Source organism: Butyrivibrio sp. AC2005, from assembly GCF_000424145.1.
Classification (GTDB): domain Bacteria; phylum Bacillota; class Clostridia; order Lachnospirales; family Lachnospiraceae; genus Butyrivibrio.
Window position 1 is genome coordinate 19555 of record NZ_KE384139.1, and the last position, 24134, is coordinate 43688.

Consider the following 24134-nt stretch of genomic DNA (forward strand, 5'->3'; position numbering starts at 1 on the left):
ATACCCCACTTAAGGATATTTGAATATTTCCCAATTTATTCACATTTTTCATGCGTGTGGTTTAGGTCTTGGTATATCTTTTCCGGAAAGATCTATGTAATTTCTTTTAAGCGCCTCTGCCCAATACATCTCCGGAATGTTGGGCCATCTGACAATTCCCCTATCCTCTTCGCAAAGCTTCATGGCCTGAAGGAGAATGGACTCACTCAGGTCAATTCCACTCCTGATTGTATGCATGGTAACGGCAGCCCAGGCGGGTGCATACTCCATAAGCCCGCTTGTCTGAAATGATTTTAAAATTTCATGTCTGTCATATTTTACCTGAATAAGCTCTTCTTCCCATCCTGATTTGCCACTGTGAATAATAGCAAACTCCGCATCACATTTTTTATTTCTCGGAAGACCAAGCGCTCCCGGATTTACTGATCGCTTACCTCTGTATGAAAAGCTCTCCTGGACATGTGTATGACCATGAATGAGTATGTTTGTGCTCATCCTGTTAAGAACTCGTTTTGTGCTTCTTCTATCCGCAAACAAAAGCTCGGAAACACTACCCGGTGACCCATGACAATACTCAAAGCCTTGCACTCCCTTGGGATTCCATATACCGTAAATCGGAAGTTTATCAAAAAAATTAAGGTCTTTTTCCGTAAGCTGTTCATAAGTATAAAGCAGTGCCCCGCTACCGGAACCCTTACTCCAGCCATTTTCATGATTTTTCCTATAGCCCAGCATATCCTCTTCACGTTTTCCCCGAACTATATAGCACTGAAAATACTGCTTTAAAACGTAAACAAGTTCCATAGTCTTCTGTACACCGGGACAATCGGATATAAAATCACCGAGTAATATGTAATTTGTAATTCCCTTCCCCATGCAATAGTCTATGCACGCCTGAAAAGCGCTGTCATTGCCGTGAATGTCACTAAATATCGCTATATCCAACAGTTACTCCAATTCATATTCAAGTTTTTATATTTTTATAATAAGCAGTTAATAGTCAAAAAATACCCTTTGTGCGAAAATAAATAATAAATTTCTGGTTCTGATTTCTATAAATGGAGGACAATTATGGCTGGCAATCGTGAAGAGTTAATCCGTTCCTTAGCAGGCGTTATGGGCATGAGTGGCGAAGCCAAGAAAAAAGATTCCCACTTTGATCCCTCTACAGGAACATTGTACATCGGAAGTAAGGTTTTCTCTCCGACCGATATCGCAGAGGCAAAAAAATTCTGCGAAAATAATATGAAGAAAATGTCCGAAATCGGCGACAATGCTGCCATGTATTATGAAATAGCAGCAACTGCCGTTGAATTATTGGAGCAGGATAGTATAAAGAATGGTGGTAAGGTTGTTGTTAAGGAGGGGTAGAGCACCCTCATCCGTCAGCTTCGCTGACACCTTCCCCCTGGAAGGGGGAAGGCTTTTTTATATAACCATACATCTTTTCTATATAATGCTAATCCTTTGTATAAACAATTAGTCTTTCTTCATACACTCCTTTGTATGAATAATTAGGCTTTTTCCATACACTCCTTTGTATGAACAATCAGTCTTTCTCAATGCAGTCCTTTGTATGAACAAATTTGTCTTTCTCCATACACTCCTTTGTATGAACAATCAGTCTTTCTCAATGCAGTCCTTTGTATGAACAATCAGTCTTTCTCAATGCAGTCCTTTGTATAAACAAATTTGTCTTTCTCCATACACTCCTCTGTATTATGACTTAATCAATCCTTAATATTAGCGTAAGGATATTTCTGGCTGCCGTGTTAAGTTTCTCTCGTGTAATGGCGCCTTTTTCAAGAGCAGCTAATATTCTGTCAGGATATCCACAGCCCATCTTCATGTCATTACCTGCTTTACATTCCTTATAATTCTCGCCGTGTGTCCACCAGTCAGTGGTAACCATACCATCAAAGCCCCACTCTCCACGGAGGATTCCATTTATCATATCCTCATTTTCTGATGCACGTCTTCCATTAATTATATTATAAGAAGTCATAATACTCCAGGGATGAGCCTCTTTTACAACGATTTCAAAACCTTTAAGATATATCTCTCGAATAGCTCTCTCCGATGCTCTCGAATCGCTGTCCTTTCGATTTGTCTCCTTATTGTTAAGGGCAAAATGTTTTATAGTTGCTGCAATGTGGTTACTCTGAATTCCTCTGACCATTCCTGCAGCCATTTTTCCGGTAAGATAAGGATCTTCAGAATAATATTCAAAGTTTCTTCCACATAAAGGAGATCTGTGAATATTCATGGCAGGTGTAAGCCACACTCCGATGTTATTTTCCTTAACCTCTTCTCCTCCGGCAATTCCGACCTTTTCTGCGACATCAGGATCCCAGGTACATGCAAGAAGGGTTGCACAGGGAAAGGCAGTAGTCTTTACACCAACCTGTGGCTGGATTCTAAGACCTGCAGGTCCATCAGCTGTCATAACGTTAGGAATACCAAATTCGTTATTATTTCCATATCCAAAGGTATTAGCAACGCCTGTGTTGGGTTGTCCCCCTACAAGCCATGCAATATCCTCATCCGATAAGACATCTATGAATTCATCAAGTGTCATTTTGCCTGTAGTTACATCAATCAGCTGCGGTTTATCCGCAGGTATATAACGGTTAACTGACTTTTCAGCACGTACAGCAGGGGACATTCCCTCAAGCTCATCATCCGGTATTGGAGTAAGTGCATTCTCATTATATTTAGATGCATCACCCTGCTCTAACATCTCATATGAACCATCAGCAAGTAGTCTCTTCTTCAAAGCTACCGGTGCCATTTTTTCTGAAAGCTGACATACAACCTTATTTTCATCCAACACGTAATCTTCTTCAGCATATTTTGCACTTCTTACGTCGGTTCCTATGTATAGCTTGTATTTTCCTTTTTCCAGGACATATGCAGACTTCTGTATTTTCCCTAAATCATCATAAGATGCAAAATTTCCTACAGGAAATTCAATTATAATTCTCTGTGTCTGTCCGGGCTCAAGTAACGTTGTCTTTTTAAATCCCACAAGTGTCTTCTCCGGCTTACCAAGTTTCCCCTGCGGAGCACTAACATATATCTGAACTACTTCTTTACCCGGATACTTGCCGATATTTGTGACATTAGCTTTTACAGTGATCCTGTCATCCTCTTCCTTTACCTTAACGCGATTTATGTTAAAGTCTGTATAGGACAGTCCAAAACCAAACGGATACATTACCTTATCGGAAGCATCTTTTATTGTCTCAAAATATCTGTAGCCCACATAGATATCTTCTTCGTACTCAACGAAATCATCCGAATCATGGAAATGCTCTGTTCCCGGATAATCTGAAAGATTTCTCGCAAAAGTATCTGCAAGTTTACCGCTGGGATTACCAAGTCCGCATAAAAGCTCTGCTGTAGCAAGTCCGCCTTCCATGCCTCCCTGCCACGCGATAAGGGCAGAATCTATGCTCTCGCTATCCTTAATCCATGAAACATCAAACATTCCACCAATATTCAGGACTACCACTACCTTCTCAAAAGCAGCGCTGACCTTTTTAACAAGACTCTCTTCTGCCTTTGAAAGATAAAAATCACCTCTTTCAAAGATAGTATTTGTAACATCTATCAGATTCTGGTCTACGCCTTTAAATTTACGGTCAATAATTTTGTCGCTCTTTCTGTCCCATCCTTCTCCTGAATATCTGCTTATCGAAATAACAGCTGTATCAGTGAAAGCCTTTGCCTTAGTCAGAATTTCCTCAGGAATCTCCGGTTCTGCTATAAGTCCGGGCATCCTGCCCTCTTTATACAATTCCTTTACATAATCCTCATAAAACTCAATTGAGTCCTCAAACAATGAAACCTGTGAGCCAAGTTTCTTAAAGCCTTCTGCAAGATTGGTAACATAGGGAACCGTAACATCACCTGATCCACCGCCTCCCTTTACATAATCTATTGTTGCCTTTCCAAAAAGGGCAACCTTCTGTCCTCTTGCAAATGGTAAAGTCTTTTTCTCGTTTTTCAGAAGTACCATACCCTCTTTTGCAGCATTCTTAGAGTTTTCGATATGCTCCTTGGATGCAGTAACCTTCACACCATCCTCTCGTAAAGGAAGATTGGGATGATATTTAACACGTGTCCATTTTTCCATTGTAAATTACCTCCATACATAAATACCCATTTTTATTAAAATCATTATAATTATTTCACATTGGAATCTATATCAAAAAAGTTAGATGTATGAAAAATATCTCTGAATTTTAATTAAATCAAAATTTATTATTCCTCAAAGGCAAAAAAAGCCGGGCATTACCCAAAAGGGTAATGCCCGACTATTTGTCATTTTGCCGAGTACATTAGTTTTACATTGAAAACTAATATTATTTATTAGCGATAGCTGCCTGAGCTGCTGCAAGTCTAGCAACAGGTACACGGAAAGGTGAGCATGAAACATAGTCAAGGCCAATCTTGTGGCAGAACTCAACTGATGAAGGATCTCCACCGTGCTCTCCGCAGATACCAACATGAAGATTTCCGTTAACGGGTCTTCCAAGCTTAAGTGACATCTCCATAAGCTTACCAACACCTGTCTGGTCAAGCTTAGCGAAAGGATCATTCTCGAAGATCTTCTCATCATAGTAAGCGTTAAGGAACTTACCAGCATCATCACGAGAGAATCCGAATGTCATCTGTGTAAGGTCGTTTGTACCGAAGCAGAAGAAATCAGCTTCCTTAGCGATCTCGTCAGCTGTAAGAGCAGCTCTCGGGATCTCGATCATTGTACCAACCTCGTACTCAAGCTTAGCACCAGCTGCAGCGATTTCAGCATCAGCTGTCTCACATACAACTTTCTTAACGAACTTAAGCTCTTTAACTTCACATACAAGAGGAATCATGATCTCAGGCTTAACGTTCCAGTCAGCATGCTCCTTCTGAACCTCAAGAGCAGCACGGATAACAGCCTTAGTCTGCATCTTAGCAATTTCAGGATATGTAACTGCAAGACGGCATCCTCTGTGACCCATCATAGGGTTGAACTCATGAAGAGAAGCGATGATAGCCTTGATGTCCTCTACGCTCTTACCCTGAGCATCTGCAAGCTTCTTGATGTCTTCCTCTGTTGTAGGAACGAACTCGTGAAGCGGAGGATCAAGGAATCTGATTGTTACAGGGCAGCCCTCAAGTGCCTCATAAAGAGCCTTGAAGTCTTTCTGCTGGTAAGGAAGGATCTTCTCAAGAGCAGCTTCTCTCTCTTCAGCTGTGTCAGAGCAGATCATCTCACGGAATGCAGCAATTCTGTCTTCCTCGAAGAACATGTGCTCTGTACGGCAAAGACCGATACCTTCAGCACCAAGCTCACGAGCCTTCTTAGCATCAGCAGGTGTATCAGCGTTTGTACGAACCTTAAGCTTTCTGAACTGGTCAGCCCAATCCATGATACGTCCAAACTCACCAGCGATCTGAGCGTCAACTGTCTTAATAACACCATCATAGATGTTACCTGTTGTACCGTCGATAGAGATGAAGTCTCCCTCGTGGAACTCTTTACCAGCGAGTGTGAACTTCTTATTCTCCTCGTCCATGTTGATGTCGCCGCATCCTGAAACGCAGCACTCACCCATACCACGAGCAACAACGGCAGCGTGTGATGTCATACCACCACGAACTGTAAGGATACCCTGAGCAGCCTTCATACCTGTGATATCTTCAGGTGATGTCTCAAGACGAACAAGGATAACCTTCTCACCTCTCTCAGCCCATGCTACAGCATCATCAGCTGTGAATACAACCTTACCGCAAGCAGCACCGGGTGATGCACCAAGGCCCTTACCCATAGGAGTAGCAGCCTTAAGAGCAGCAGCGTCAAACTGAGGATGAAGAAGTGTATCAAGGTTACGAGGATCGATCATTGCTACAGCTTCTTCAGGAGTCTTGTGTCCCTCATCAACAAGGTCACAAGCGATCTTAAGAGCAGCAGGAGCTGTTCTCTTACCATTACGGCACTGAAGCATGTAAAGCTTCTTGTTCTCAACTGTGAACTCCATATCCTGCATATCGTGATAGTGGTTCTCAAGAGTATCACAAACCTTGATGAACTCAGCGTATGCTTCAGGGAATTCCTTCTCCATCTGAGCGATCGGCATAGGTGTACGAACACCGGCAACTACGTCCTCACCCTGAGCGTTGATAAGGAACTCACCCATAAGTTTATTCTCACCTGTTGCAGGGTCACGTGTGAATGCAACACCTGTACCAGACTCGTTATTAAGGTTACCGAATACCATAGGCATTACGTTAACAGCTGTTCCCCAAGAATAAGGGATATCGTTGTCACGACGATAAACGTTAGCACGAGGGTTATCCCATGAACGGAATACAGCCTCGATAGCAAGCTTAAGCTGCTCTACAGGATCTGAAGGGAAATCAGAACCAAGCTGATTCTTGTACTCAGCCTTGAACTGCTCAGCAAGCTCCTTAAGATCAGCTGCTGTAAGATCTACGTCAAACTTAACACCCTTCTGCTCCTTCATCTTGTCGATGAGCTGCTCGAAGTACTTCTTACCTACTTCCATAACAACGTCAGAGAACATCTGGATGAAACGACGATATGAATCATATACGAAACGCTCGAATGCAGGATCAGGATTGCCCTTGATCATTGCAGCAACAACCTCGTCATTAAGACCAAGGTTAAGAATTGTATCCATCATACCAGGCATAGATGCACGAGCACCTGAACGAACTGATACAAGAAGAGGATTCTGAAGATCGCCGAACTTCTTGCCGTTGATCTCTTCCATCTTCTTAACACCTTCCATAGCCTGAGCCATGATCTCGTCGTTGATCTTACGACCATCTTCATAGTACTGTGTGCAAGCTTCTGTAGAAATTGTGAAGCCCTGAGGTACAGGAAGACCGATTGATGTCATCTCAGCAAGGTTAGCACCTTTACCGCCGAGAAGGTTTCTCATGGTCATGTCGCCTTCGCTGAACATGTAAACGTATTTTTTCGCCATTTCACTACCTTTCTTACCGATTATCTGATTCGGTAAAACCCTTTCCATTTAATGTTACTGTTTTTTATATAATTAACTATGATGCGACATAGTAATTACCATCTGTTCATGAAGGAATAAATCCCTCAAAAATAAAGATATCGAATCTGCCGCGATTTTTCTCAAGCTCATCCTGACTTCTGATTGTCCATGCCGCAGCTGTATTTTTATACAGTCCATGACATATCATTCTGGAAAGATTGCCTGCATAAACATGGTTATAGGCAACAAAATCAGGCTTTGTCAAAAAGTTAAAAATCAAAAAAGCAAGCAGATAGTAAACCGGTGTGTGCCAAAGCTTCTCAGGTTCTCTGAAAAATTCCTCAGAGAGCTGCCCTCTGAACACTTCCTTATGGTTTCTTCTAAACCACCAAAGTCCAAGCGGATTAAAGGATTCTATACAGTAAGCGCCGCGGTAATCCCGAAGCATTCTGTCAACCACCTGACATACTCTGGCATCAAAAAGTTCTATCTTCAGCTCAATAATAAGCGGAACCTTACCATCTACCAGTTTAAGAAAATCCTCAAACTTCGGAATCTTCTCTTCAGAGTCAAGCAGATGAAACTGCTGAAGCTCTTCATAGGTATAGTCGATCACCTTACCTGCAACTCCATAAGAACCATCCTCATTCAGAACAGCGTTCTCAGGAGCCTGTCCTTCTTCATATCTGGCCACCCTGGCCAATGTAAAATCATGGAAAACTACGGGAACCCCATCCCTCGTAAGCTGTACATCCAGCTCTATTCCATACCCTGCATCAACAGCCTTCTTGAAAGCAGCCATGGAATTCTCCGGAGCTGTGGTCCTGTTATCATGCAATCCTCTGTGAGCGTACAGGTTCTGAACAAGAAGTTTGTCGGCAGACGGTCTTCCAATCATACGTGGCATGATTGCCAAAAGGTAAAGAACGACCAAAATTATTACTATAATCAGAAGAATCTTCAAATCCAACTACCTGACTTCCTGCGTACCTTTATTTAAAACGCCTTTGATATTTTAATATCTAACTTTAGTTTTGACAAGTATAAAAAAATAAAATGTCAAGACTTTTTCGACAAAAAAACGAGATTTTTCGTTAAAAATGCAAAAAACATCCATTTATAGAATTCTAATATTTAAAATGGCATATTGCTAATTGCTTTTTTCATAGCTATCAAATATAATACCATGTTGGTTACATATTATTAGAAGAAACACATTCGGAGGAATCCAAAGCATGATAAGTGCAAACAATGTCACACTTAGAGTCGGTAAGAAGGCTCTGTTTGAAGATGTAAACATAAAGTTCACCGAGGGCAACTGCTATGGTATTATTGGTGCCAACGGTGCCGGAAAATCCACTTTTCTTAAGATATTATCCGGTAAGCTCGAGACCACAAACGGTGATGTGGTAATAACACCGGGTCAGCGTCTCTCCTTCCTGGAACAGGATCACTTCAAGTATGATGAATTCACTGTTCTTGATACAGTTATCATGGGTAATGCCCGCCTTTATGAAATCATGAAGGAAAAAGAAGCTATCTATGCAAAGGAAGATTTCTCAGATGAGGATGGTATCCGTGCAAGTGAGCTCGAAGCCGAGTTCGCAGAGATGAACGGTTGGGAAGCTGAATCTGACGCAGAAAGCCTCCTTAACGGACTTGGAATTGAGACAGAGCTTCACTACAAGCTTATGAAGGAACTTGATGGTAATCAGAAAGTCAAGGTTCTCCTTGCGAGAGCGCTTTTCGGTAATCCCGACATTCTGCTGCTCGACGAGCCTACCAACCACCTGGATATGGACGCTATTGCATGGCTTGAGGAATTCCTTATCAATTTTGAAAATACAGTTATCGTTGTATCTCATGACCGTTACTTCCTTAATAAAGTATGCACTCACATCGCTGATATTGATTATGGCAAGATACAGCTTTATGCCGGAAACTATGACTTCTGGTATGAGTCTTCACAGCTGATGATTCGCCAGATGAAGGAAGCAAACAAAAAGAAAGAGGAACAGATTAAGGAACTTAAAGAGTTCATCGCCCGTTTCTCAGCTAATGCAAGTAAGAGTAAGCAGGCTACTTCACGTAAGAAGGCTCTTGAAAAGATCGAGCTCGATACCATTAAGCCTTCTTCAAGAAAATATCCTTATATTGATTTCAGACCTGAAAGAGAAATCGGTAATGAGGTCCTTACAGTAGATGGAATCAGCAAGACAATTAACGGCGAGAAGGTTCTTGATAACATCTCTTTTGTTGTTCAGCATGACGACAAAATCGCCTTTGTTGGCGGCAACGAGCTTGCAAAGACCACTCTCTTCCAGATTCTTACAGGAGAGCTGGAGCCCGACTCAGGAACATATAAATGGGGTGTAACAACTTCACAGGCTTACTTCCCTAAGGACAACTCAGCCGAGTTTGATAACGATTACACTATCACTGAGTGGCTTACAGGATATTCAGAAGTTAAGGATGTCACCTATGTCCGTGGTTTCCTCGGAAGAATGCTCTTTGCCGGTGAAGACGGTGTTAAGAAGGTCAAGGTTCTCTCCGGTGGTGAGAAGGTTAGATGTATGCTCTCCAAGATGATGATAAGCGGTGCTAATTGCCTTATCTTCGATGAGCCCACAAACCATCTTGACATGGAGTCCATCACAGCACTTAACCAGGGTATGATAAAGTTCCCCGGTGTTGAACTTTTTGCCTGCCGTGATCACCAGGTTGTTCAGACTACAGCAAACAGAATAATGGAAATCCTGCCTGACGGCTCACTTATTGACAAGCGCTCTACTTACGATGAGTACCTTGAAAGTGATGCAATGGCAAGAAAACGTACCGTTTACAGTACTAACGAAGATGAAGATAATGATGATTGATTTTTCAATCTGATTATCATAAATACAATTGTTAATTGCGCGATGCGCCGAAGGGAGGAAGTATGCAGGAATATAGTCCGGTAAAAGAAGGAAAGGTTCGTGAGATTTACGATGTAGGTGATGCTCTTATAATGGTAGCAACCGACAGAATCTCCGCCTTTGATGTAATACTTAAGAACAAGGTTGAGAAAAAAGGTACTGTTCTCACCCAGATGTCAAAGTTTTGGTTCGACTACACGAAGGATATCGTAAGTAACCACATGATCAGCACAGATACAGCTGACATGCCCGAGTTTTTCAGAAAGCCTGAATTCACCGGCAACAGCATGCTCTGCAAAAAGCTCACAATGCTTCCTATCGAGTGCATCGTTCGCGGATATATCACAGGCAGTGGTTGGAACAGTTACAAGGAAAACGGAACTGTTTGTGGAATAAAGCTCCCTGAGGGCCTTAAGGAATGTGACAAGCTCCCTGAACCCATCTATACTCCTTCCACAAAGGCAGAGATAGGTGATCATGATGAAAACATTGATTTTGACCGTTCAATAGAAGTTCTGGAGAGAGATTTCCCCGGACATGGTCAGGAATATGCCGAGAAACTTCGTGACTATACCATCGCACTTTATAAAAAATGTGCAGACTACGCTCTCACTCGAGGCATCATCATCGCTGATACCAAGTTTGAGTTTGGTCTTAACGAAGAAGGTGAAGTTGTTCTTGCAGATGAGATGCTCACTCCCGACAGCAGCCGTTTCTGGCCTGTAGAAGGTTATGAGCCCGGAAAGTCACAGCCCTCTTTCGATAAGCAATTTGTAAGAGACTGGCTTAAAGCTAATCCGGAAAGCGATTACAATCTTCCCCAGGATGTAATTGATAAAACAATTGCAAAATATGAAGAAGCATATGAGCTGTTAACAGGTAAGAAGCTTTTCTAAAAAAAAATCCCCTCATCCGGCACTTCGTGCCACATGTCTTCGCTCCGCTTCGGTCCGCGCTGAACAATCGTCCCCCTGACGATTAGCGCCCCCAGCGGGGAAGGCAAGGATAAAGGGGCTTTTTTAATCTTCTACATCAAAATTTTCAAGAATACTCTTCTTTTTCAGTGGCTTAGTATCGCCATGTTTTACCATTAGCATTGTTATAAAGGCAAGGCTCGAGAATACACCTGCATAAGGAAACAGAGTTCTGTAAGAGACATGTTCAAGTAGGAAACCTGAGAAGATCGGTGTAAATACCTGTGCTGCCATGGAAAATGAGTAATAAAGTCCTGTATATTTTCCCAGAACAGAACTTCTCCCCATCTCTACTACCATCGGAAATGAGTTTACGTTGATAGCTGCCCAGCCGATTCCAATGATTGCAAAATATATATTCATTATCGGATTAAAGGTAGTCATAAGAGCGGCTGCCAGGTAACAAATAAACATCAGTGCAACACCTATAAGTATCATGCGCTTTCGCCCGATTTTCGCGGACATGGTTCCTATAGGAAGGTACGCCAATACTGCAGTAACAGTTGCAACCATCAGACAGTCAGCATATGCACCATTGTGAAGATCCCATACTTCCGTCACATATCTTGAAAAAGCGGTTGTTACTGCATTGTAGGCTGTGAACCACAAAAATACGGATAGGAGCAGAAAAGTCATACTCCTTCTTACTTCCTTTGTAAGCATTTCCTTAGCTGATCCATCTTTTTTTATTTCATCTGCTTCTGAAAGTTCCTTACCGATAAGTCCGCCTTCACCGTCAAAATCCTCCACACCTTCACGAACCTTCGTCATAAGCTTTTTTTCAGGAATAGTAATGAACAAAATAACAACGGTCATAATCATAAAGAGCACAAGCGACAGCATGAGGGGAATATAATTTGTGTCTGCCTCGTTCTCTGCCGACTTAAGGAGCAGCTTTATCATAACCAGTGTGTATACGGCTCCAAGCGTTCCCATAAGGTTAATTATTGCATTTGCCTTACTTCTGTGAACTGCGGGAGTAAGTTCAGGCATTAACGCTACCGCAGGGGATCTGTAAGTTCCCATGGATATCAATAGGAATAGTAATATTGCTATAAAAAGAGCAAGATTATCCCCTATATGAGCCACATAGATAAGCGTAAAAAGGAGCACCGATGAAACTGCCGTTCCGGCAATAATAAAGGGCATTCTTTTTCCAATTTTCGTATTAACCTTATCTGAAAGTGAACCGAAAAAAGGCAGCATAAAAAGTGAAAGCACATTATCAAGTGCCATAATAACGCCAGTATAGGTCTCCCCGAGTCCATAATGATAAGTCAGAATCTTTGGAATCTCATTATCATAGAACTGCCAGAACGAGCAGATGGACATGAATGCAAGTCCAATAAGAAACGTTCTCTTATAGTTAAGCTTCATTATGTTGTATCCCCCGGTAATTAAACTTTTTTCCTTATTCCCCTATATTTTGAACAGACTGTCTCTCCACTACTCTTATTGGCAATCGTTCATCAAAAACAAAATCAGCCCCACCGATCATTTTAAAGAGATGATCTCCTGCCCTTTGAGCCTTCAATCCTATATCCTGTGCTATTGATGTAAGCTTCGGTGTTACAAGATCACAGTCAGTCAGGTTATCAAATCCTATTACAGAAACATCATTTGGCACCTTAAGTCCACATTGCTTAAGTCCCTCTACAACACCGAAGGCAACAAGGTCTGACATGCATGCGATTGCGGTATACTGTCCTCCGCCAAAAGCTATATCCTGACCTACCTGAATCGCATTTTTATAGTAAGTATCAGTATTAAAAATGTCCTTATCCGTAAATTCAATACGGGCTTCCTTACATGCATCCGCAAAGCCGTTGTAACGCTCCCTTATAACTCCATCCTCTGAAATAACCGGTGAAACAAGAGCAATTTTCCTGTGTCCTTTTCCTATAAGATATCGTGCAGACAGATAACCGCCTCTGTAGTCCTCAATCCCGACATTTACTATTTTTTCATCAGGTGCATAGGTATCCAGAAAAACCATTGGAATATCTATACTCTGCTTGATTTCATGAACCTCTTCCTTAACAATCCCAAGGAAAAGTGCACCATCAACATTCCAGGAGGAAAGAACCGTTACTATTTCATTCGGATCCCCTACACATCTTAGAAGCATATAATAATCACGGCTCCTGATTACCTGCTCCAGCGCCGCGATTATATGTGCATTGTATGGATTGTTGAAAAATGTGTCATCTTTTCCCATGTATGGCACAACAACACCTATAAGCCTGCTTTCCTTTTTTACAAGTGATCTGGCCATAACATTGGGCTTATATCCTGTTTCCTTAATGATGTCTTCTATCCGCTTACGGGTTTCGGCAGACACCTTGCCAAAATTCCCATTCATTACATTGGACACAGTGGCAGTACTTACGCCTGCCAGCTGTGCTATTTTTTTTATGTTCATTTACTGACTCCGGTTTATTGTCATTCCTTAGAATGTATTTATATATATTCCCTCTTGGTTGAAAAACAAATATAGTCATGTTCTTCCGGCATATTCCTTAATACGGTCCAGCACCTCCATAGGTATAACCATTCTACCGGTACCGACTCCAAGATCAATATGTGGCTTATTAGCTCCATGAAAATCGGAACCACCACTTATAAGCAGATCATACTTATGGGCAAGGGCTTTTATATCACGCTCGTCCTGAGCAGTATATGTCCCGTAAAGAGCCTCTATTGCAACAAGACCTGCATCCTTAAGAGAATGAACAAGCTCATCCATGGCATCTTTACCCAAGCCATATAATACGGGATGCGCCAGAACAGGTACGCCATGCGCGGAAAGAATCTGCTCTACTGCCATCTGAGGCGTTATCTTCTCTCTCGGAACATAACAGGGACAGTGGTCTCCGACATATCTTTCGAAAGCCTCCTTAACACTGCTAACATATCCCTTAGCATAAAGTAGTTTTCCAAAATGTGCTCTGGTAATAACTGCTCCGGGATTCATCTCAATAAGTTCCTCAAAGGTGATAGGCACTCCAGCCTCTGCCAGCTTCTCGCACATCTTACGATTTCTGTTTACTCTGGAGTCAACGAATTCCTTGAGGCTGGCTTTGTATTTAGGATCCTTGTAGTCTATGTATAACCCGACTATGTGAACATCCTTACCATTATGTACTGTTGAATACTCTATTCCCGGCACAATCTCGAGGTCAGGATACATCTCGCCCCTCTCCATTGCCTCTGAAAGCCCCCATACTGTGTCATGATCAGTCAGTGCAAGTGCTGAAAGGCCTTTTTCTACAGCGTAATCTACAAGCTCTGTAGGTGAATAGGTTCCGTCTGATGCAGTTGAATGTGTATGCAAATCTACTGTTTTCATAATGTTTTCTCTTTCATTATTTTTTGTGCTCTCATTGTTCCATAAGTAAATGCAAAATCAGTACATATATCATTATACCCAAGCGTGATGGTGTATTCAATGCGAGCATATGACAGAATTTGAATATCCTGTTTAAATGTGGTATCATTTTGAAATTGTATGCGTTCAAATACATATTGATTTACTTGTATGTTTAGAAAGGATTTTTACAAATGAAAATTGCAGTAACTTATGATAACGGTGAAGTTTTCCAGCATTTTGGACACTCCGAGCAGTTTAAAATATATGAAGTAAATGACGGTAAGGTTGTTTCTTCTGTAGTAGTCAGCTCAAACGGCCAGGGTCACGGCGCTCTTGCAAACGTTCTTGCCGGGGAGGAGGTAGACGTTCTTATCTGTGGCGGCATTGGCGGCGGAGCAATGACAGCTCTTACAGACAATGGTATTGAAGTATGCGCAGGAGCCTCAGGAAATACAGATGAAGCTGTAGAAGCATATCTTGAAGGCGCGCTTGAGAGCACAGGCGTTAACTGCGATCACCACGGAGAGGGGCACACCTGCGGTGATCATGAGGATGGTCATTCATGCGGAAGTCATGATGAGGAAGCTTCCTGTGGAAGCTGTGGTTCTCACGGAGACGATGAAGAATGTGGCGGATGCAATGAAGGTGGATGTGCAGGCTGTTCAGGTTGTCACTCTGCTCCTTCTATCGAAGGGAAAAATGTTGGAAAAATCTGTCGTACTCACTATGTAGGAACTTTTGATGATGGTACTCAGTTTGATTCCTCTTATGACAGAGGTGAGCCTCTTGAATTCATCTGTGGTGCCGGCATGATGATACACGGTTTTGATGCTGCTGTTGCTAACATGGATGAGGGTGAAACTTTAGAGATTCACCTTGAGCCGGAAGAAGCTTACGGTGAAAGAGATCCTGAGGCTATTTTTACTACAGAAATATCAGAGCTTCCCGGCTCAGAGGATCTTGCTGTTGGTCAGCAGGTATATCTTCAGGATATGTACGGAAGACCTTTTCCTGTTCTTGTTACTGATAAGACAGACAGCACAATAACACTCGATGCTAATCATGAGATGGCCGGAAAAGCTCTTAACTTCAAGATTGATTTGGTTGCGATTAAATAATATGAGTAAAATTTTCTTTACCGATTTAGATGGAACACTACTAACTAAAGAAAAGAAGGTATCACCTGCTACTATGGATGCTCTTAAAAGATTCACGGCAGCAGGTAATCACTTCGCCATAAGTACAGGACGCGCGCTCGATAGCGCAAAAGCTGTGCAACTTGAGAATGACCTCTTTTTCCCGGGGAGCTATCTTATATCTTTTAATGGTTCTGAGATTTATGACTGTGACACAAAAAAAGATGTATACAGGACAGGGGTTCCTTTTGATCTGGTTCCTCAGATATTTGCACTGGCCAGGGAGCATGGCATTCACTGTCATACTTACAATGATGAAAAACTCATAAGCCCTGCAGAGGATGAAGAGCTCTCATATTACAGACGGGTTATTCATACTCCGTATATCATAACGGACGATATATGTTCTGAGCTTACTGATGTTCCATGTAAGATTATCGGAATCGAACTCCATGATAAAGAAAAGATTGACCGCTTTAAGGATGAGGTTGATAAGCTTGGTAATGGCAGAATTACTACCCTTTATTCAAATCCATACTATCTTGAAATTTTCAATTCTGAGGCAGGAAAAGGAAGTGCTGTTACAAGGCTTGCAGACCACTTAGGCATCTCCTATAAAAATACAATTGCTGCGGGCGATGAGGAGAACGATGTTTCCATGATTAAGGCAGCGGGAATTGGTGTTGCCATGATGAACGCTGTCCCAATGGTAAAGGAAGCAGCTGATATTATTACAGAGACAGATAATAATAACGATGGTTTGGTCTCTATTCTGTTAAACAATATATAATGTAATATGTTTACTCAGTTCTTATTGCTTTCATTTGCTTTTTTCTTGTGTACATAGCTTTATCTGCACGCTTAAATACATTGTCAAAATTGTGATCTATGGAAGGATCATATTTAGCAACACCGATAGAAGACAACTGTAAAGCCTATAAAAATAACCGCAAATTTAAATAACAAGCTGTCGGTCTTTCGTCTCATAATACGATTTCCTCAATATGTCCTGTCGAGTTTCGTCCAATTGTCAGGCGCATAAGCATCAGGTCCCATATAAATTTCATCACCGTTTTGATATACAGTGTCGTACTTTGTATCAACCTTTATCCTGCTTCCATCCTCAAGCGTATAATCATTTCTTTCCGTGATAACATCACTCCATTTTTCAGTAAAATCAACTTCTGCAGTATCCTGCCTATTTGGACTGTCCAGATAATTGTCAGCCAAAATGTTACTCATTGCCTGTGCCTGGAGCCCCTCCTGAACCCACTGATTTATCTGCATTCCATAATAAGCACTTACCCAATAAAAATCCGAAGTAAAATAAGAATTGTTTACTACATTATCAAAAATCTTCTTATACTCATCATATTCTGAAGCATTTGATACCTTCAAATAATTGTTTCCCAGTTCTTTCCACATAATCAAATTTGTCTGTGACCAGGATCCTGCAATAAAAGAAGTTTGCGCACCTATAACCACATTCTGAAATTCAAGAATACTTCCATCGCTATTCTGATAGGTTCTTTTAGCCATTGTTCCTTCACAAATACTGGATGAAGGATCCATGCCACAAGATTGCAGGTAAAGATAAGCTGCTTCATTAAGAATCTGTTGTTCTGCCTGCGTTGTACGTTCTTCACTTATAAGGGTTGCATTATATCCGTTATCTGAAAGAAGTCTTTCCTGCGTACCTGCAGCATTGGCATAATACCTATAGATCTGATAGGTTCCAGGATCTACTCCCTCACCATAATCAAATCCACCACTATCTGCCTGCATAAAGCACTCTGCACTTCGTATATGTATCTCCGCTGTACCATCCTGATTATACATATCAATCCTACAAACACCGGGTGTTGAAATCGATGGAAATGTCCAATCCACACTAAGATAAGCTGTCCAGCCATAGGGCACTATTACATTGGCACAAGTCACACCGGAGGTATTATCAACAAGTGCATATCTTGTATAATAGTAATCCTGATCTGTCATAGTGCCATATGCATAGCCACACAGTGGTAAAGTAAGCAGTATACATGCAACAACGAGACTCACTATCCTTTTAATATTTCTTTTCATAGGCTGTACCTCTCATATATTGAACGCATTTTACATATTAATCCCCATATTTTATTGTATAAAAAGAGAGATATACAAACAATGCATATCCCCTTAAGAGTTTATTAAATATATCTTATTTTTTGTTCCCTGAAAAAACGGATATTACTTATCAGTAGCTATCTCATGCATCTTCTTTATGATATTGCATAGCTGTTGCATTTTCCTTTGCACGCTCGACATACTCTTTTCTCTGAGCCCGTTCTTCCTTTGAATAGGCACATCCTGACAGAGAAACAACCAGGAATAATAATATAATTGTTGTTATGCATTTAATAGCATGCTTTTTACTATTCATAAAATGTATTATTAAAAGGCTTATAGCTATAACAAAGCACATTATCTGGTTACTTGTTATTATAGTGTTATTATGAGTATCTCTTAGAAAATCCAGGAGTATTTTTATAAAAGCATAAATAGCACCTGCTATAAGTGGATTGTAGACACTTTTTAAATAAAAAACTGCTGATACTATAAATATAATTATGAATGTTATTGCTTCAACCGCCTGAATCGGAAATATGCCTCTGCCATCTATATGGATACTTCCGGGACCTGTGTATGGAATCCCGCCACAACATCCTGCAAAAGCACAGCCTATTTTTCCTATTCCGTATTCAAGGGGCAGGACTATCATGTAACTGCTTATAAATTCATTCTTATATTTGGGAATAATTTTCGAGATAATGAGTGTTCCGATTATTATGCCTAAGGCGCCTCCGGAACTGTTTAATCCAAATGACTTGAATCCGGATAAAAATGCTGTAACTCCAAGAGCCAGATATAGCATAAGAGCCAGATTCAAAAAAGCCGAATAGCCTATATAGTTAACCGGGACTTTCTTTTTACCGAGTAGTCCCACAGCAGCCAGAAATCCAGCCACTATCGATGTTATTATCATTGTTCTGTACATAATTTTATTGTTCCCCTGATTTCCTTTTTTCATCCCCCGTATAATATGTATGGACCTGCCCTATCCGGTTCAGTACTTTATCTGAAATGATCTCTCGTCCTCATCTATCGGAATTGTTGCCATTGTCATATCCATAACATCAATATACGTTCCCTTTTTTACCCCGGCAATCCAGGCATCAATATCTGATCTGGTTCCCTGCGCTTCAGCAGTAACTGATCCATCCCACTCGTTTTTCACCCATCCGGTAAGACGGTACATATTGGCTGTATGTAAAGCAGTGTAGCGAAAACCTACTCCCTGAACGTAGCCCTTAAATTTAACATGAACGCGTATAATATCCATTGTTCCTAATACATCCTCTGCACATAATTAAAGCAGCTCTGCGAAACAAGTACACAGAGCTGCCTGAATCAACTAATATTCTAACAGTTTTTCATCTATAAGTCATCATTGTGTAGCCAACTGGTCTGAACATCCTCAATAACTATGTTTTCATCAACCTCAGCTGCAATCTGATACTCATCTTCATAGACTATCTTGCCCGGAAAATTAGTATAAACCACATAATAAGGGTGTTCATATCTCTCAAGAAGCCATAATAAAGGATTGATCATCTTCATCATCATTTCGGAATTCTCCGTCTTGAAATAACAGATGACCTTTTCCTGCCTCTTACATGGAGGCGGCCATGGAAGTTCCTCGGCAAACCATGCATCAATTTCTGTAAAAAGGCCCACATCCTCTTCTTCCATCTCACCATTAGTGACCATCTGATTTAGCATGGCAAATATTCCTTTGCCGGTTCTGGTATTAGCTGCCAGTTCTTTCCCCTGAATTCTGCAATATTTGAATTTCATAGGCACCTACTTAAAACGAGAATATCAATTGTTTGATCCCCTCATCCGTCAGCTCCGCTGACACCTTCCCCCCCCAAGGGGAAGGCTTTATAATTTATCCAACAATTCAGAAAAAAATCACCCTTCAACTATAAGGTATCTTCCGTCACCAATATCAAAGACTTCTGATGCTTCCATAACATCACCGTCTCCGGGATCAAGTCCGGCTTCCTCAAAATACTCTTCTACTTCTTCCGGTGATTCCACAACTACGGCCATGCAATCTTCAAGAAAAGCTTCTGCCTCCTCCGGGCTCTCAGCCACAGGCTCAGAAAAAAGCTGTCCCTGATTTTCCAAAAAGCAATTCAGTACGGCATCGTCATACTCGTGCATAGATACTCACTTTCCCGCATGCATACCTCTCTATTCCTGGCATGCGACTAGATTAATTTAAGTTTTTTCATCTCCTGATAAAGCCTTGCTACCGGCAGTCCTACAACGCAGTTGTAATCACCATCTATCCCTTCCACATACTTACCGAAAATTCCTTGAATTCCATAGGCTCCTGCCTTGTCGTAGGGTTCGTCAGTATTTAAGTAATCCTCAATCTCAGAATCTGTCATAGGAAAAACTCTGACCTTCGTGCACTCGTAGAAGGAAAACTCTTTTGATCCTGTTTCGTCAGTATACATCAGAGTAACTCCGGTGTAGACCTCATGGGTATCGCCGGCGATGCTTTGAATCATGCGTTTTGCATCCTCGCGATCCGTGGGCTTACCAAGAATTTTCTCCTTATATGATACAACGGTATCTGAGCCAATTACAACGAGGGTATCTTTATTATCTGTTAAAAGTTTATGAAAAATCTCTTTAGCTTTTTGCTGCGAAAGTGATGTAACGACTTCTGAGGGCACATCACTGGTTATGTGCTCATCGTCTGTAGCAGGTATTATTTCAAAATTTATTCCAAGACTCCCCAGGAGCTGTCTTCTTCGTGGGGAGGCTGAAGCTAATACATATCTCATAATCCGTGATCATCCCTGTATTCCGGTTCGAATACTCTGTTCTCTGCAATGTCTTTAGGTTTACTGTGCTGAGTAGCTTCTTTTCCGAAAAGTTTCTGTGAATTTAGAGGTTCTGCTCCTCTTCCCTTTACCTTAACATATTCTCCTTCCTTGTTCATGAGGTGAGCCTTTACGTTATCATTGAGCTCACTATCCAGAATATGCCAAAGCTTCTTTCGAAGTGCAGGGTTTTCTACAGGGAACATAATCTCTACTCTTCGTTCTAAGTTTCTTGGCATCCAGTCTGCACTGGATGCATAGTATTCAGGGCTTCCGCCATTTTCAAAATAGAAGATCCTGCTATGCTCAAGAAAATTACCAACTATAGAGCGAACGGTAATGTTCTCGCTCACACCGGGAATTCCGGTCCTGAGACAACAAATTCCACGAACAATAAGGTCTATTTTCACACCCACACTACTTGCTTCATAGAGAGCAGCGATAACATCCTTGTGACAAATAGAGTTCATCTTGGCAACTATATGAGCAGGCTCACCATTTCTTGCATGATCAGCTTCTCTTTTTATAAGATCAAGTATTCTGTCCTTGAGCCAAAGCGGTGCAAGTGTAAGCTTATTCCAAACTACAGGTTCAGAGTATCCTGAAAGCATGTTGAATACGGCAGTTGCATCTTCACCGTAAGCTTCAGCGCATGTAAACATGCCCACATCTGTGTAGAGTTTAGCTGTCGAGTCATTATAGTTACCTGTTGCCAGGTGAACATAACGTCTGATACCATCCTCTTCTTTTCTAACAACAAGCGTTATCTTACTGTGGGTTTTGAGACCTTTCAGTCCATAAATAACATGGCATCCGGCTTTCTCAAGCATTTTTGCCCATACGATGTTATTCTCCTCATCAAAACGTGCCTTGAGCTCAACAAGCACGGAAACCTGCTTGCCGTTATCGGCAGCCTTTGCAAGCGCTGCTATAATTGGTGAATTACCACTCACTCGATATAATGTCTGCTTGATAGCCAGAACAGCAGGATCGGATGCAGCGGTCTCTACAAATCTTACGACAGGATCAAAGCTCTCATATGGGTGATGCATTAAAATATCACCCTCTCTTATACACTCAAAAATATCACGGTCAAGGGGCAGCTCCGGAACAGGTGCAGGCTGATTATAGCCATGCTCCTTCAGATACTCAAAGCCCTCCATTCCATACATTTTCATAAGAAAAGTAAGATCCAGCGGTCCGTCCACTGTATATACTTCACTCTGTTCAACCTTTAGCTCATCTACAAGGATTTTCAAAAGCCTCTTATCAAAGCCTTTTTCAATCTCAAGTCTTATAGCCTGACCCCACTGTCTTCTTTTAAGCTGCTTTTCAATTTCCTTAAGAAGATCTTCAGCCTCATCCTCATCTATGGATAAATCGGCATTTCGTCCAACTCTAAACGGATAACAACACACAATATCATAATTAAGGAATAGCTTACGAATATTTCTCTGTATGATCTGCTCCAAAAGCATTATCTTCCTGACGCCGCTATCTTCAGGAATTTCCATTATTCTGGGCAAAACTGACGGAACCTGAACCATTGCAAATTCCATCTCATCATTGTCCTTACCTTTAACAAGTGCTCCTATATTAAGAGTCTTGTTCCTTATAAGAGGAAAAGGTCTTGATGAATCCACAGCCATAGGTGTGAGTACCGGATAAACAAAATCATCAAAATATCGGTCGATATAGTCAGCTTCTTCCTCATTAAGAGACTCGTAGTCCCTCACAACCTCCACCCCGTTCTCACCAAGCTCCGGCAATAACAGACGATTGTAAACTTTGTACTGTTCATTTTCAAAATCATGAACAACTTCTGTTACTTTTTCGAGCTGTTCCTTTGGAGAAAGGCCTGCTATGTCAGGTTTCTTATAGCCGGCATTTATCATATCCTTAAGGGATGCAACACGCACCATGAAAAATTCATCAAGGTTGCTGGCGGTAATACTAAGGAATTTCAATTTTTCAAAAAGAGGCGTGGATTTATCCTTTGCCTCAGACAGACATCTGCTGTTAAATTGAAGCCAGCTCAGCTCCCTGTTCATGTAGTAGCCGTCATAATAGAAATTTATAGGTTTGGGTTCGTTTTGATTTTTCTTTTTTGTTGCCATTTTATGTCCCCTCATCCGCCCTTCGGGCACCTGTCTTCGCTCCGCTTCGGTCCGCGCTTATACCAACGTCCCCCGGACGTTGAGCGCCCCCAAAGGGGAAGGCTTTTATTTTAAAATCGTTTCTGTCGGATAACCGGTTTAATGCCGTAGACCTGCTCAAAGAAACTTCCCCTTGAGCCAAACAGTCCTTTTTCCAGAGAGATGTCAGCCATGGTATCAACTGTTATCTCCATCTCCTTGTCTTTTACGGAAATCTTGACGTTTTTAAATTTCTGCTTATGGGTTCTGTCCAGTCCGTTTGCTATTCGAAGGATAGCCGTAAGTTTAGCTATTATCAGATATGCGTCATGATCGATTCCATGAAATCTGTAACCGCCTGCCTTGAAATATTCAAATTCATCATGGTTAAATCTGACCACATTGGCAACTATTGATCTCTCAAGGTGTGATAGTCCTATAATTTCCGTCGACATTATGATGTTATAGGAGCAATCACCCAGGTTAACCATGCTTATGTATTTTCCGCAGTCATGGAGAGTTGTACATATTTGCAATAGCAGACGTTCTCGTTTGCCAAGTCCATGAACCTTTTTCATGCTGTCAAAAATATTAAGTGCTATTGTCTGGAGTGTCTCGCTTCGGAGCTTGCTTCCCATATATCTTCGCGATATATTCTGTGCGCAGGCAACGATATCCTGCTCAAAATCGTGAGAACTCTTTATATACCTCTTCCTCTCAGCATATTCGAAGGCAATGCCATCACAAAGAGTTCCACCGGGCGCCCATATGGTTTCTGCCTTCAGAACCGAAAGGATATTGCTGACAAGAAGTCCTGAAACATACATGAGCATTATGTTATCCTGAGGGAGCCCCAGTTTTTTAGATGTATCCTGTAGGGATTTACCGGCAAGCCCTCCAATATAATTCTGGAATTCCCTTGTGGATGCATAGCCCTTTTCATCCATTCCAAGATTAATTCTTTGAAGAACAGGTGATACATAATCATCCAGAAGGATTACATTCTCAACTTTTCTATCCTTTAGATGCATCTTGGCAAATACATTCAGCTGTGACTCAACCAGCTCCTGAACAAGCATGGGATATTTGCTATGCCCCGGCTGAATCTGCTGCATGGTTGAGTGTAGTCTCAGGACTCCGAGTCTTAGCTGCTGAGTTGTAACAAGAGTGTCATTTTCGAAGAGAGATATCTGTATGCTTCCTCCACCAACGTCAACAATAGCAGTTGGTTTTTCCAAAAACTTAAAAAACCGTTCGTTATTAAGGGCTACTGATTTGTAGTCCAGAAAACGCTGTTCAGAGTTACTGAGGATGTCTATCTCAAGTCCAGTGCGCTGCCTTAAAAGTTCCAGCACAGTGTCTATGTCTCTGGTCTCTCTCATGGCACTTGTTCCATAGGCCTGATAGCGCGAAACACCGTAACCCTCCATGATTTTGTTGTAATCAGTGAGGATTCTTATAAGCTCATCCATGTGTGAGGCAGATATCTGCCCGGTAGCGTAGGTCTCGGTTCCGAGATCAATCTTGTGACTTACATGATCGATCTCCTTTACGCCTTTCTTTTGAGACATTTCGTAGATTTTCATTTCAAGTGCGTAGGAACCAAGGTCGACAGCTGCAAATACATCCATTGCCATGT

General features: G+C 41.5%; 20 protein-coding genes. 5 read left to right on the top strand and 15 right to left on the bottom strand.

Annotated features, from left to right (window positions below; genetic code table 11):
• Nucleotides 1–48 precede the first annotated feature (48 nt).
• Nucleotides 49–945, bottom strand: a complete 897-nt coding sequence (locus G602_RS0122440; RefSeq protein WP_026661034.1) for a metallophosphoesterase family protein — start codon at nt 943–945, stop codon at nt 49–51.
• Between the two features lie 126 nt (nt 946–1071).
• Between G602_RS0122440 and G602_RS0122445 the strand changes: the two genes are divergently transcribed.
• Nucleotides 1072–1371, top strand: coding sequence for a hypothetical protein (locus tag G602_RS0122445; protein ID WP_026661035.1), 300 nt, complete (start codon nt 1072–1074; stop codon nt 1369–1371).
• Nucleotides 1372–1726: 355 nt separating this feature from the next.
• Here the strand turns inward: G602_RS0122445 and G602_RS0122450 are convergent, their stop codons facing one another.
• From G602_RS0122450 to G602_RS0122460, 3 genes are all read right to left on the bottom strand, one after another.
• Nucleotides 1727–4138 (bottom strand): glycoside hydrolase family 3 protein, encoded by a 2412-nt coding sequence (locus G602_RS0122450; RefSeq protein WP_026661036.1) that lies wholly within the window; start codon nt 4136–4138, stop codon nt 1727–1729.
• A gap of 229 nt (nt 4139–4367) precedes the next feature.
• Nucleotides 4368–7004, bottom strand: a complete 2637-nt coding sequence (gene ppdK, locus G602_RS0122455) for a pyruvate, phosphate dikinase (protein ID WP_026661037.1) — start codon at nt 7002–7004, stop codon at nt 4368–4370.
• 106 nt (nt 7005–7110) lie between these two features.
• Nucleotides 7111–7995, bottom strand: a complete 885-nt coding sequence (locus tag G602_RS0122460) for a glycerophosphodiester phosphodiesterase family protein (protein WP_242835705.1) — start codon at nt 7993–7995, stop codon at nt 7111–7113.
• Between the two features lie 265 nt (nt 7996–8260).
• On the opposite strand from G602_RS0122460, the gene G602_RS0122465 reads away from it, so the two are divergent.
• Both G602_RS0122465 and G602_RS0122470 read left to right on the top strand, forming a co-directional pair.
• Nucleotides 8261–9901: an ABC-F family ATP-binding cassette domain-containing protein gene (locus G602_RS0122465; protein WP_026661040.1), complete on the top strand. Its 1641-nt coding sequence runs from the start codon at nt 8261–8263 to the stop codon at nt 9899–9901.
• Nucleotides 9902–9963: 62 nt separating this feature from the next.
• A complete protein-coding gene (locus G602_RS0122470; protein WP_026661041.1) occupies nt 9964–10836 on the top strand; it encodes a phosphoribosylaminoimidazolesuccinocarboxamide synthase in 873 nt (290 codons plus the stop codon).
• Between the two features lie 123 nt (nt 10837–10959).
• On the opposite strand, the gene G602_RS0122475 is transcribed toward G602_RS0122470, so the two are convergent.
• The 3 genes from G602_RS0122475 to G602_RS0122485 all read right to left on the bottom strand — a co-directional run bounded on the left by G602_RS0122475 (nt 10960) and on the right by G602_RS0122485 (nt 14263).
• A complete protein-coding gene (locus G602_RS0122475) occupies nt 10960–12291 on the bottom strand; it encodes an MFS transporter (protein WP_026661042.1) in 1332 nt (443 codons plus the stop codon).
• A 34-nt stretch (nt 12292–12325) separates the two neighbouring features.
• On the bottom strand, nt 12326–13336 hold the full coding sequence (locus G602_RS0122480) for a LacI family DNA-binding transcriptional regulator (RefSeq protein WP_026661043.1): 1011 nt from the start codon (nt 13334–13336) through the stop codon (nt 12326–12328).
• 75 nt (nt 13337–13411) lie between these two features.
• Nucleotides 13412–14263, bottom strand: a complete 852-nt coding sequence (locus G602_RS0122485; RefSeq protein WP_026661044.1) for a PHP domain-containing protein — start codon at nt 14261–14263, stop codon at nt 13412–13414.
• Between the two features lie 212 nt (nt 14264–14475).
• Here G602_RS0122485 and G602_RS0122490 point away from each other — a divergent pair, with 212 nt between their 5' ends.
• Nucleotides 14476–15402, top strand: coding sequence for a NifB/NifX family molybdenum-iron cluster-binding protein (locus G602_RS0122490; protein WP_026661045.1), 927 nt, complete (start codon nt 14476–14478; stop codon nt 15400–15402).
• Between the two features lies 1 nt (nt 15403).
• A complete protein-coding gene (locus G602_RS0122495) occupies nt 15404–16210 on the top strand; it encodes a Cof-type HAD-IIB family hydrolase (protein ID WP_196808757.1) in 807 nt (268 codons plus the stop codon).
• 209 nt (nt 16211–16419) lie between these two features.
• Here G602_RS0122495 and G602_RS0122500 read toward each other — a convergent pair whose 3' ends face one another.
• The 8 genes from G602_RS0122500 to G602_RS0122535 all read right to left on the bottom strand — a co-directional run bounded on the left by G602_RS0122500 (nt 16420) and on the right by G602_RS0122535 (nt 24132).
• Nucleotides 16420–17505, bottom strand: a complete 1086-nt coding sequence (locus G602_RS0122500) for a hypothetical protein (protein WP_026661048.1) — start codon at nt 17503–17505, stop codon at nt 16420–16422.
• Between the two features lie 163 nt (nt 17506–17668).
• Nucleotides 17669–18457: a prolipoprotein diacylglyceryl transferase family protein gene (locus G602_RS0122505; RefSeq protein WP_196808758.1), complete on the bottom strand. Its 789-nt coding sequence runs from the start codon at nt 18455–18457 to the stop codon at nt 17669–17671.
• A 69-nt stretch (nt 18458–18526) separates the two neighbouring features.
• Complete coding sequence (locus G602_RS0122510; RefSeq protein WP_026661050.1) at nt 18527–18802, bottom strand: acylphosphatase; 276 nt, start codon at nt 18800–18802, stop codon at nt 18527–18529.
• 95 nt (nt 18803–18897) lie between these two features.
• Nucleotides 18898–19317: a hypothetical protein gene (locus G602_RS0122515; RefSeq protein WP_026661051.1), complete on the bottom strand. Its 420-nt coding sequence runs from the start codon at nt 19315–19317 to the stop codon at nt 18898–18900.
• Between the two features lie 117 nt (nt 19318–19434).
• Nucleotides 19435–19689 (bottom strand): hypothetical protein, encoded by a 255-nt coding sequence (locus tag G602_RS0122520; protein WP_026661052.1) that lies wholly within the window; start codon nt 19687–19689, stop codon nt 19435–19437.
• A 47-nt stretch (nt 19690–19736) separates the two neighbouring features.
• Nucleotides 19737–20324 (bottom strand): Maf family protein, encoded by a 588-nt coding sequence (locus tag G602_RS0122525; RefSeq protein WP_026661053.1) that lies wholly within the window; start codon nt 20322–20324, stop codon nt 19737–19739.
• Nucleotides 20318–22477 carry an RNA degradosome polyphosphate kinase gene (locus tag G602_RS0122530; protein ID WP_026661055.1) on the bottom strand — a complete coding sequence of 720 codons (2160 nt, stop codon included), beginning with the start codon at nt 22475–22477 and terminating at the stop codon, nt 20318–20320. Before G602_RS0122530 ends, G602_RS0122525 begins: the two co-directional genes overlap by 7 nt.
• Nucleotides 22478–22587: 110 nt before the next feature.
• Nucleotides 22588–24132: a Ppx/GppA phosphatase family protein gene (locus tag G602_RS0122535; protein ID WP_026661056.1), complete on the bottom strand. Its 1545-nt coding sequence runs from the start codon at nt 24130–24132 to the stop codon at nt 22588–22590.
• Nucleotides 24133–24134 lie beyond the last annotated feature (2 nt).

Excerpts from the sequence above, each read along its gene's own strand:
- G602_RS0122445 (WP_026661035.1), top strand. The coding sequence starts at position 1,072 with ATGGCTGGCAATCGTGAAGAGTTAATCCGTTCCTTAGCAGGCGTTATG.
- G602_RS0122450 (WP_026661036.1), bottom strand. The coding sequence starts at position 4,138 with ATGGAAAAATGGACACGTGTTAAATATCATCCCAATCTTCCTTTACGA.
- ppdK (WP_026661037.1), bottom strand. The coding sequence starts at position 7,004 with ATGGCGAAAAAATACGTTTACATGTTCAGCGAAGGCGACATGACCATG.
- G602_RS0122465 (WP_026661040.1), top strand. The coding sequence starts at position 8,261 with ATGATAAGTGCAAACAATGTCACACTTAGAGTCGGTAAGAAGGCTCTG.
- G602_RS0122470 (WP_026661041.1), top strand. The coding sequence starts at position 9,964 with ATGCAGGAATATAGTCCGGTAAAAGAAGGAAAGGTTCGTGAGATTTAC.
- G602_RS0122475 (WP_026661042.1), bottom strand. The coding sequence starts at position 12,291 with ATGAAGCTTAACTATAAGAGAACGTTTCTTATTGGACTTGCATTCATG.
- G602_RS0122480 (WP_026661043.1), bottom strand. The coding sequence starts at position 13,336 with ATGAACATAAAAAAAATAGCACAGCTGGCAGGCGTAAGTACTGCCACT.
- G602_RS0122485 (WP_026661044.1), bottom strand. The coding sequence starts at position 14,263 with ATGAAAACAGTAGATTTGCATACACATTCAACTGCATCAGACGGAACC.
- G602_RS0122490 (WP_026661045.1), top strand. The coding sequence starts at position 14,476 with ATGAAAATTGCAGTAACTTATGATAACGGTGAAGTTTTCCAGCATTTT.
- G602_RS0122495 (WP_196808757.1), top strand. The coding sequence starts at position 15,404 with ATGAGTAAAATTTTCTTTACCGATTTAGATGGAACACTACTAACTAAA.
- G602_RS0122500 (WP_026661048.1), bottom strand. The coding sequence starts at position 17,505 with ATGAAAAGAAATATTAAAAGGATAGTGAGTCTCGTTGTTGCATGTATA.
- G602_RS0122505 (WP_196808758.1), bottom strand. The coding sequence starts at position 18,457 with ATGTACAGAACAATGATAATAACATCGATAGTGGCTGGATTTCTGGCT.
- G602_RS0122510 (WP_026661050.1), bottom strand. The coding sequence starts at position 18,802 with ATGGATATTATACGCGTTCATGTTAAATTTAAGGGCTACGTTCAGGGA.
- G602_RS0122515 (WP_026661051.1), bottom strand. The coding sequence starts at position 19,317 with ATGAAATTCAAATATTGCAGAATTCAGGGGAAAGAACTGGCAGCTAAT.
- G602_RS0122520 (WP_026661052.1), bottom strand. The coding sequence starts at position 19,689 with ATGCACGAGTATGACGATGCCGTACTGAATTGCTTTTTGGAAAATCAG.
- G602_RS0122530 (WP_026661055.1), bottom strand. The coding sequence starts at position 22,477 with ATGGCAACAAAAAAGAAAAATCAAAACGAACCCAAACCTATAAATTTC.
- G602_RS0122535 (WP_026661056.1), bottom strand. The coding sequence starts at position 24,132 with ATGGCAATGGATGTATTTGCAGCTGTCGACCTTGGTTCCTACGCACTT.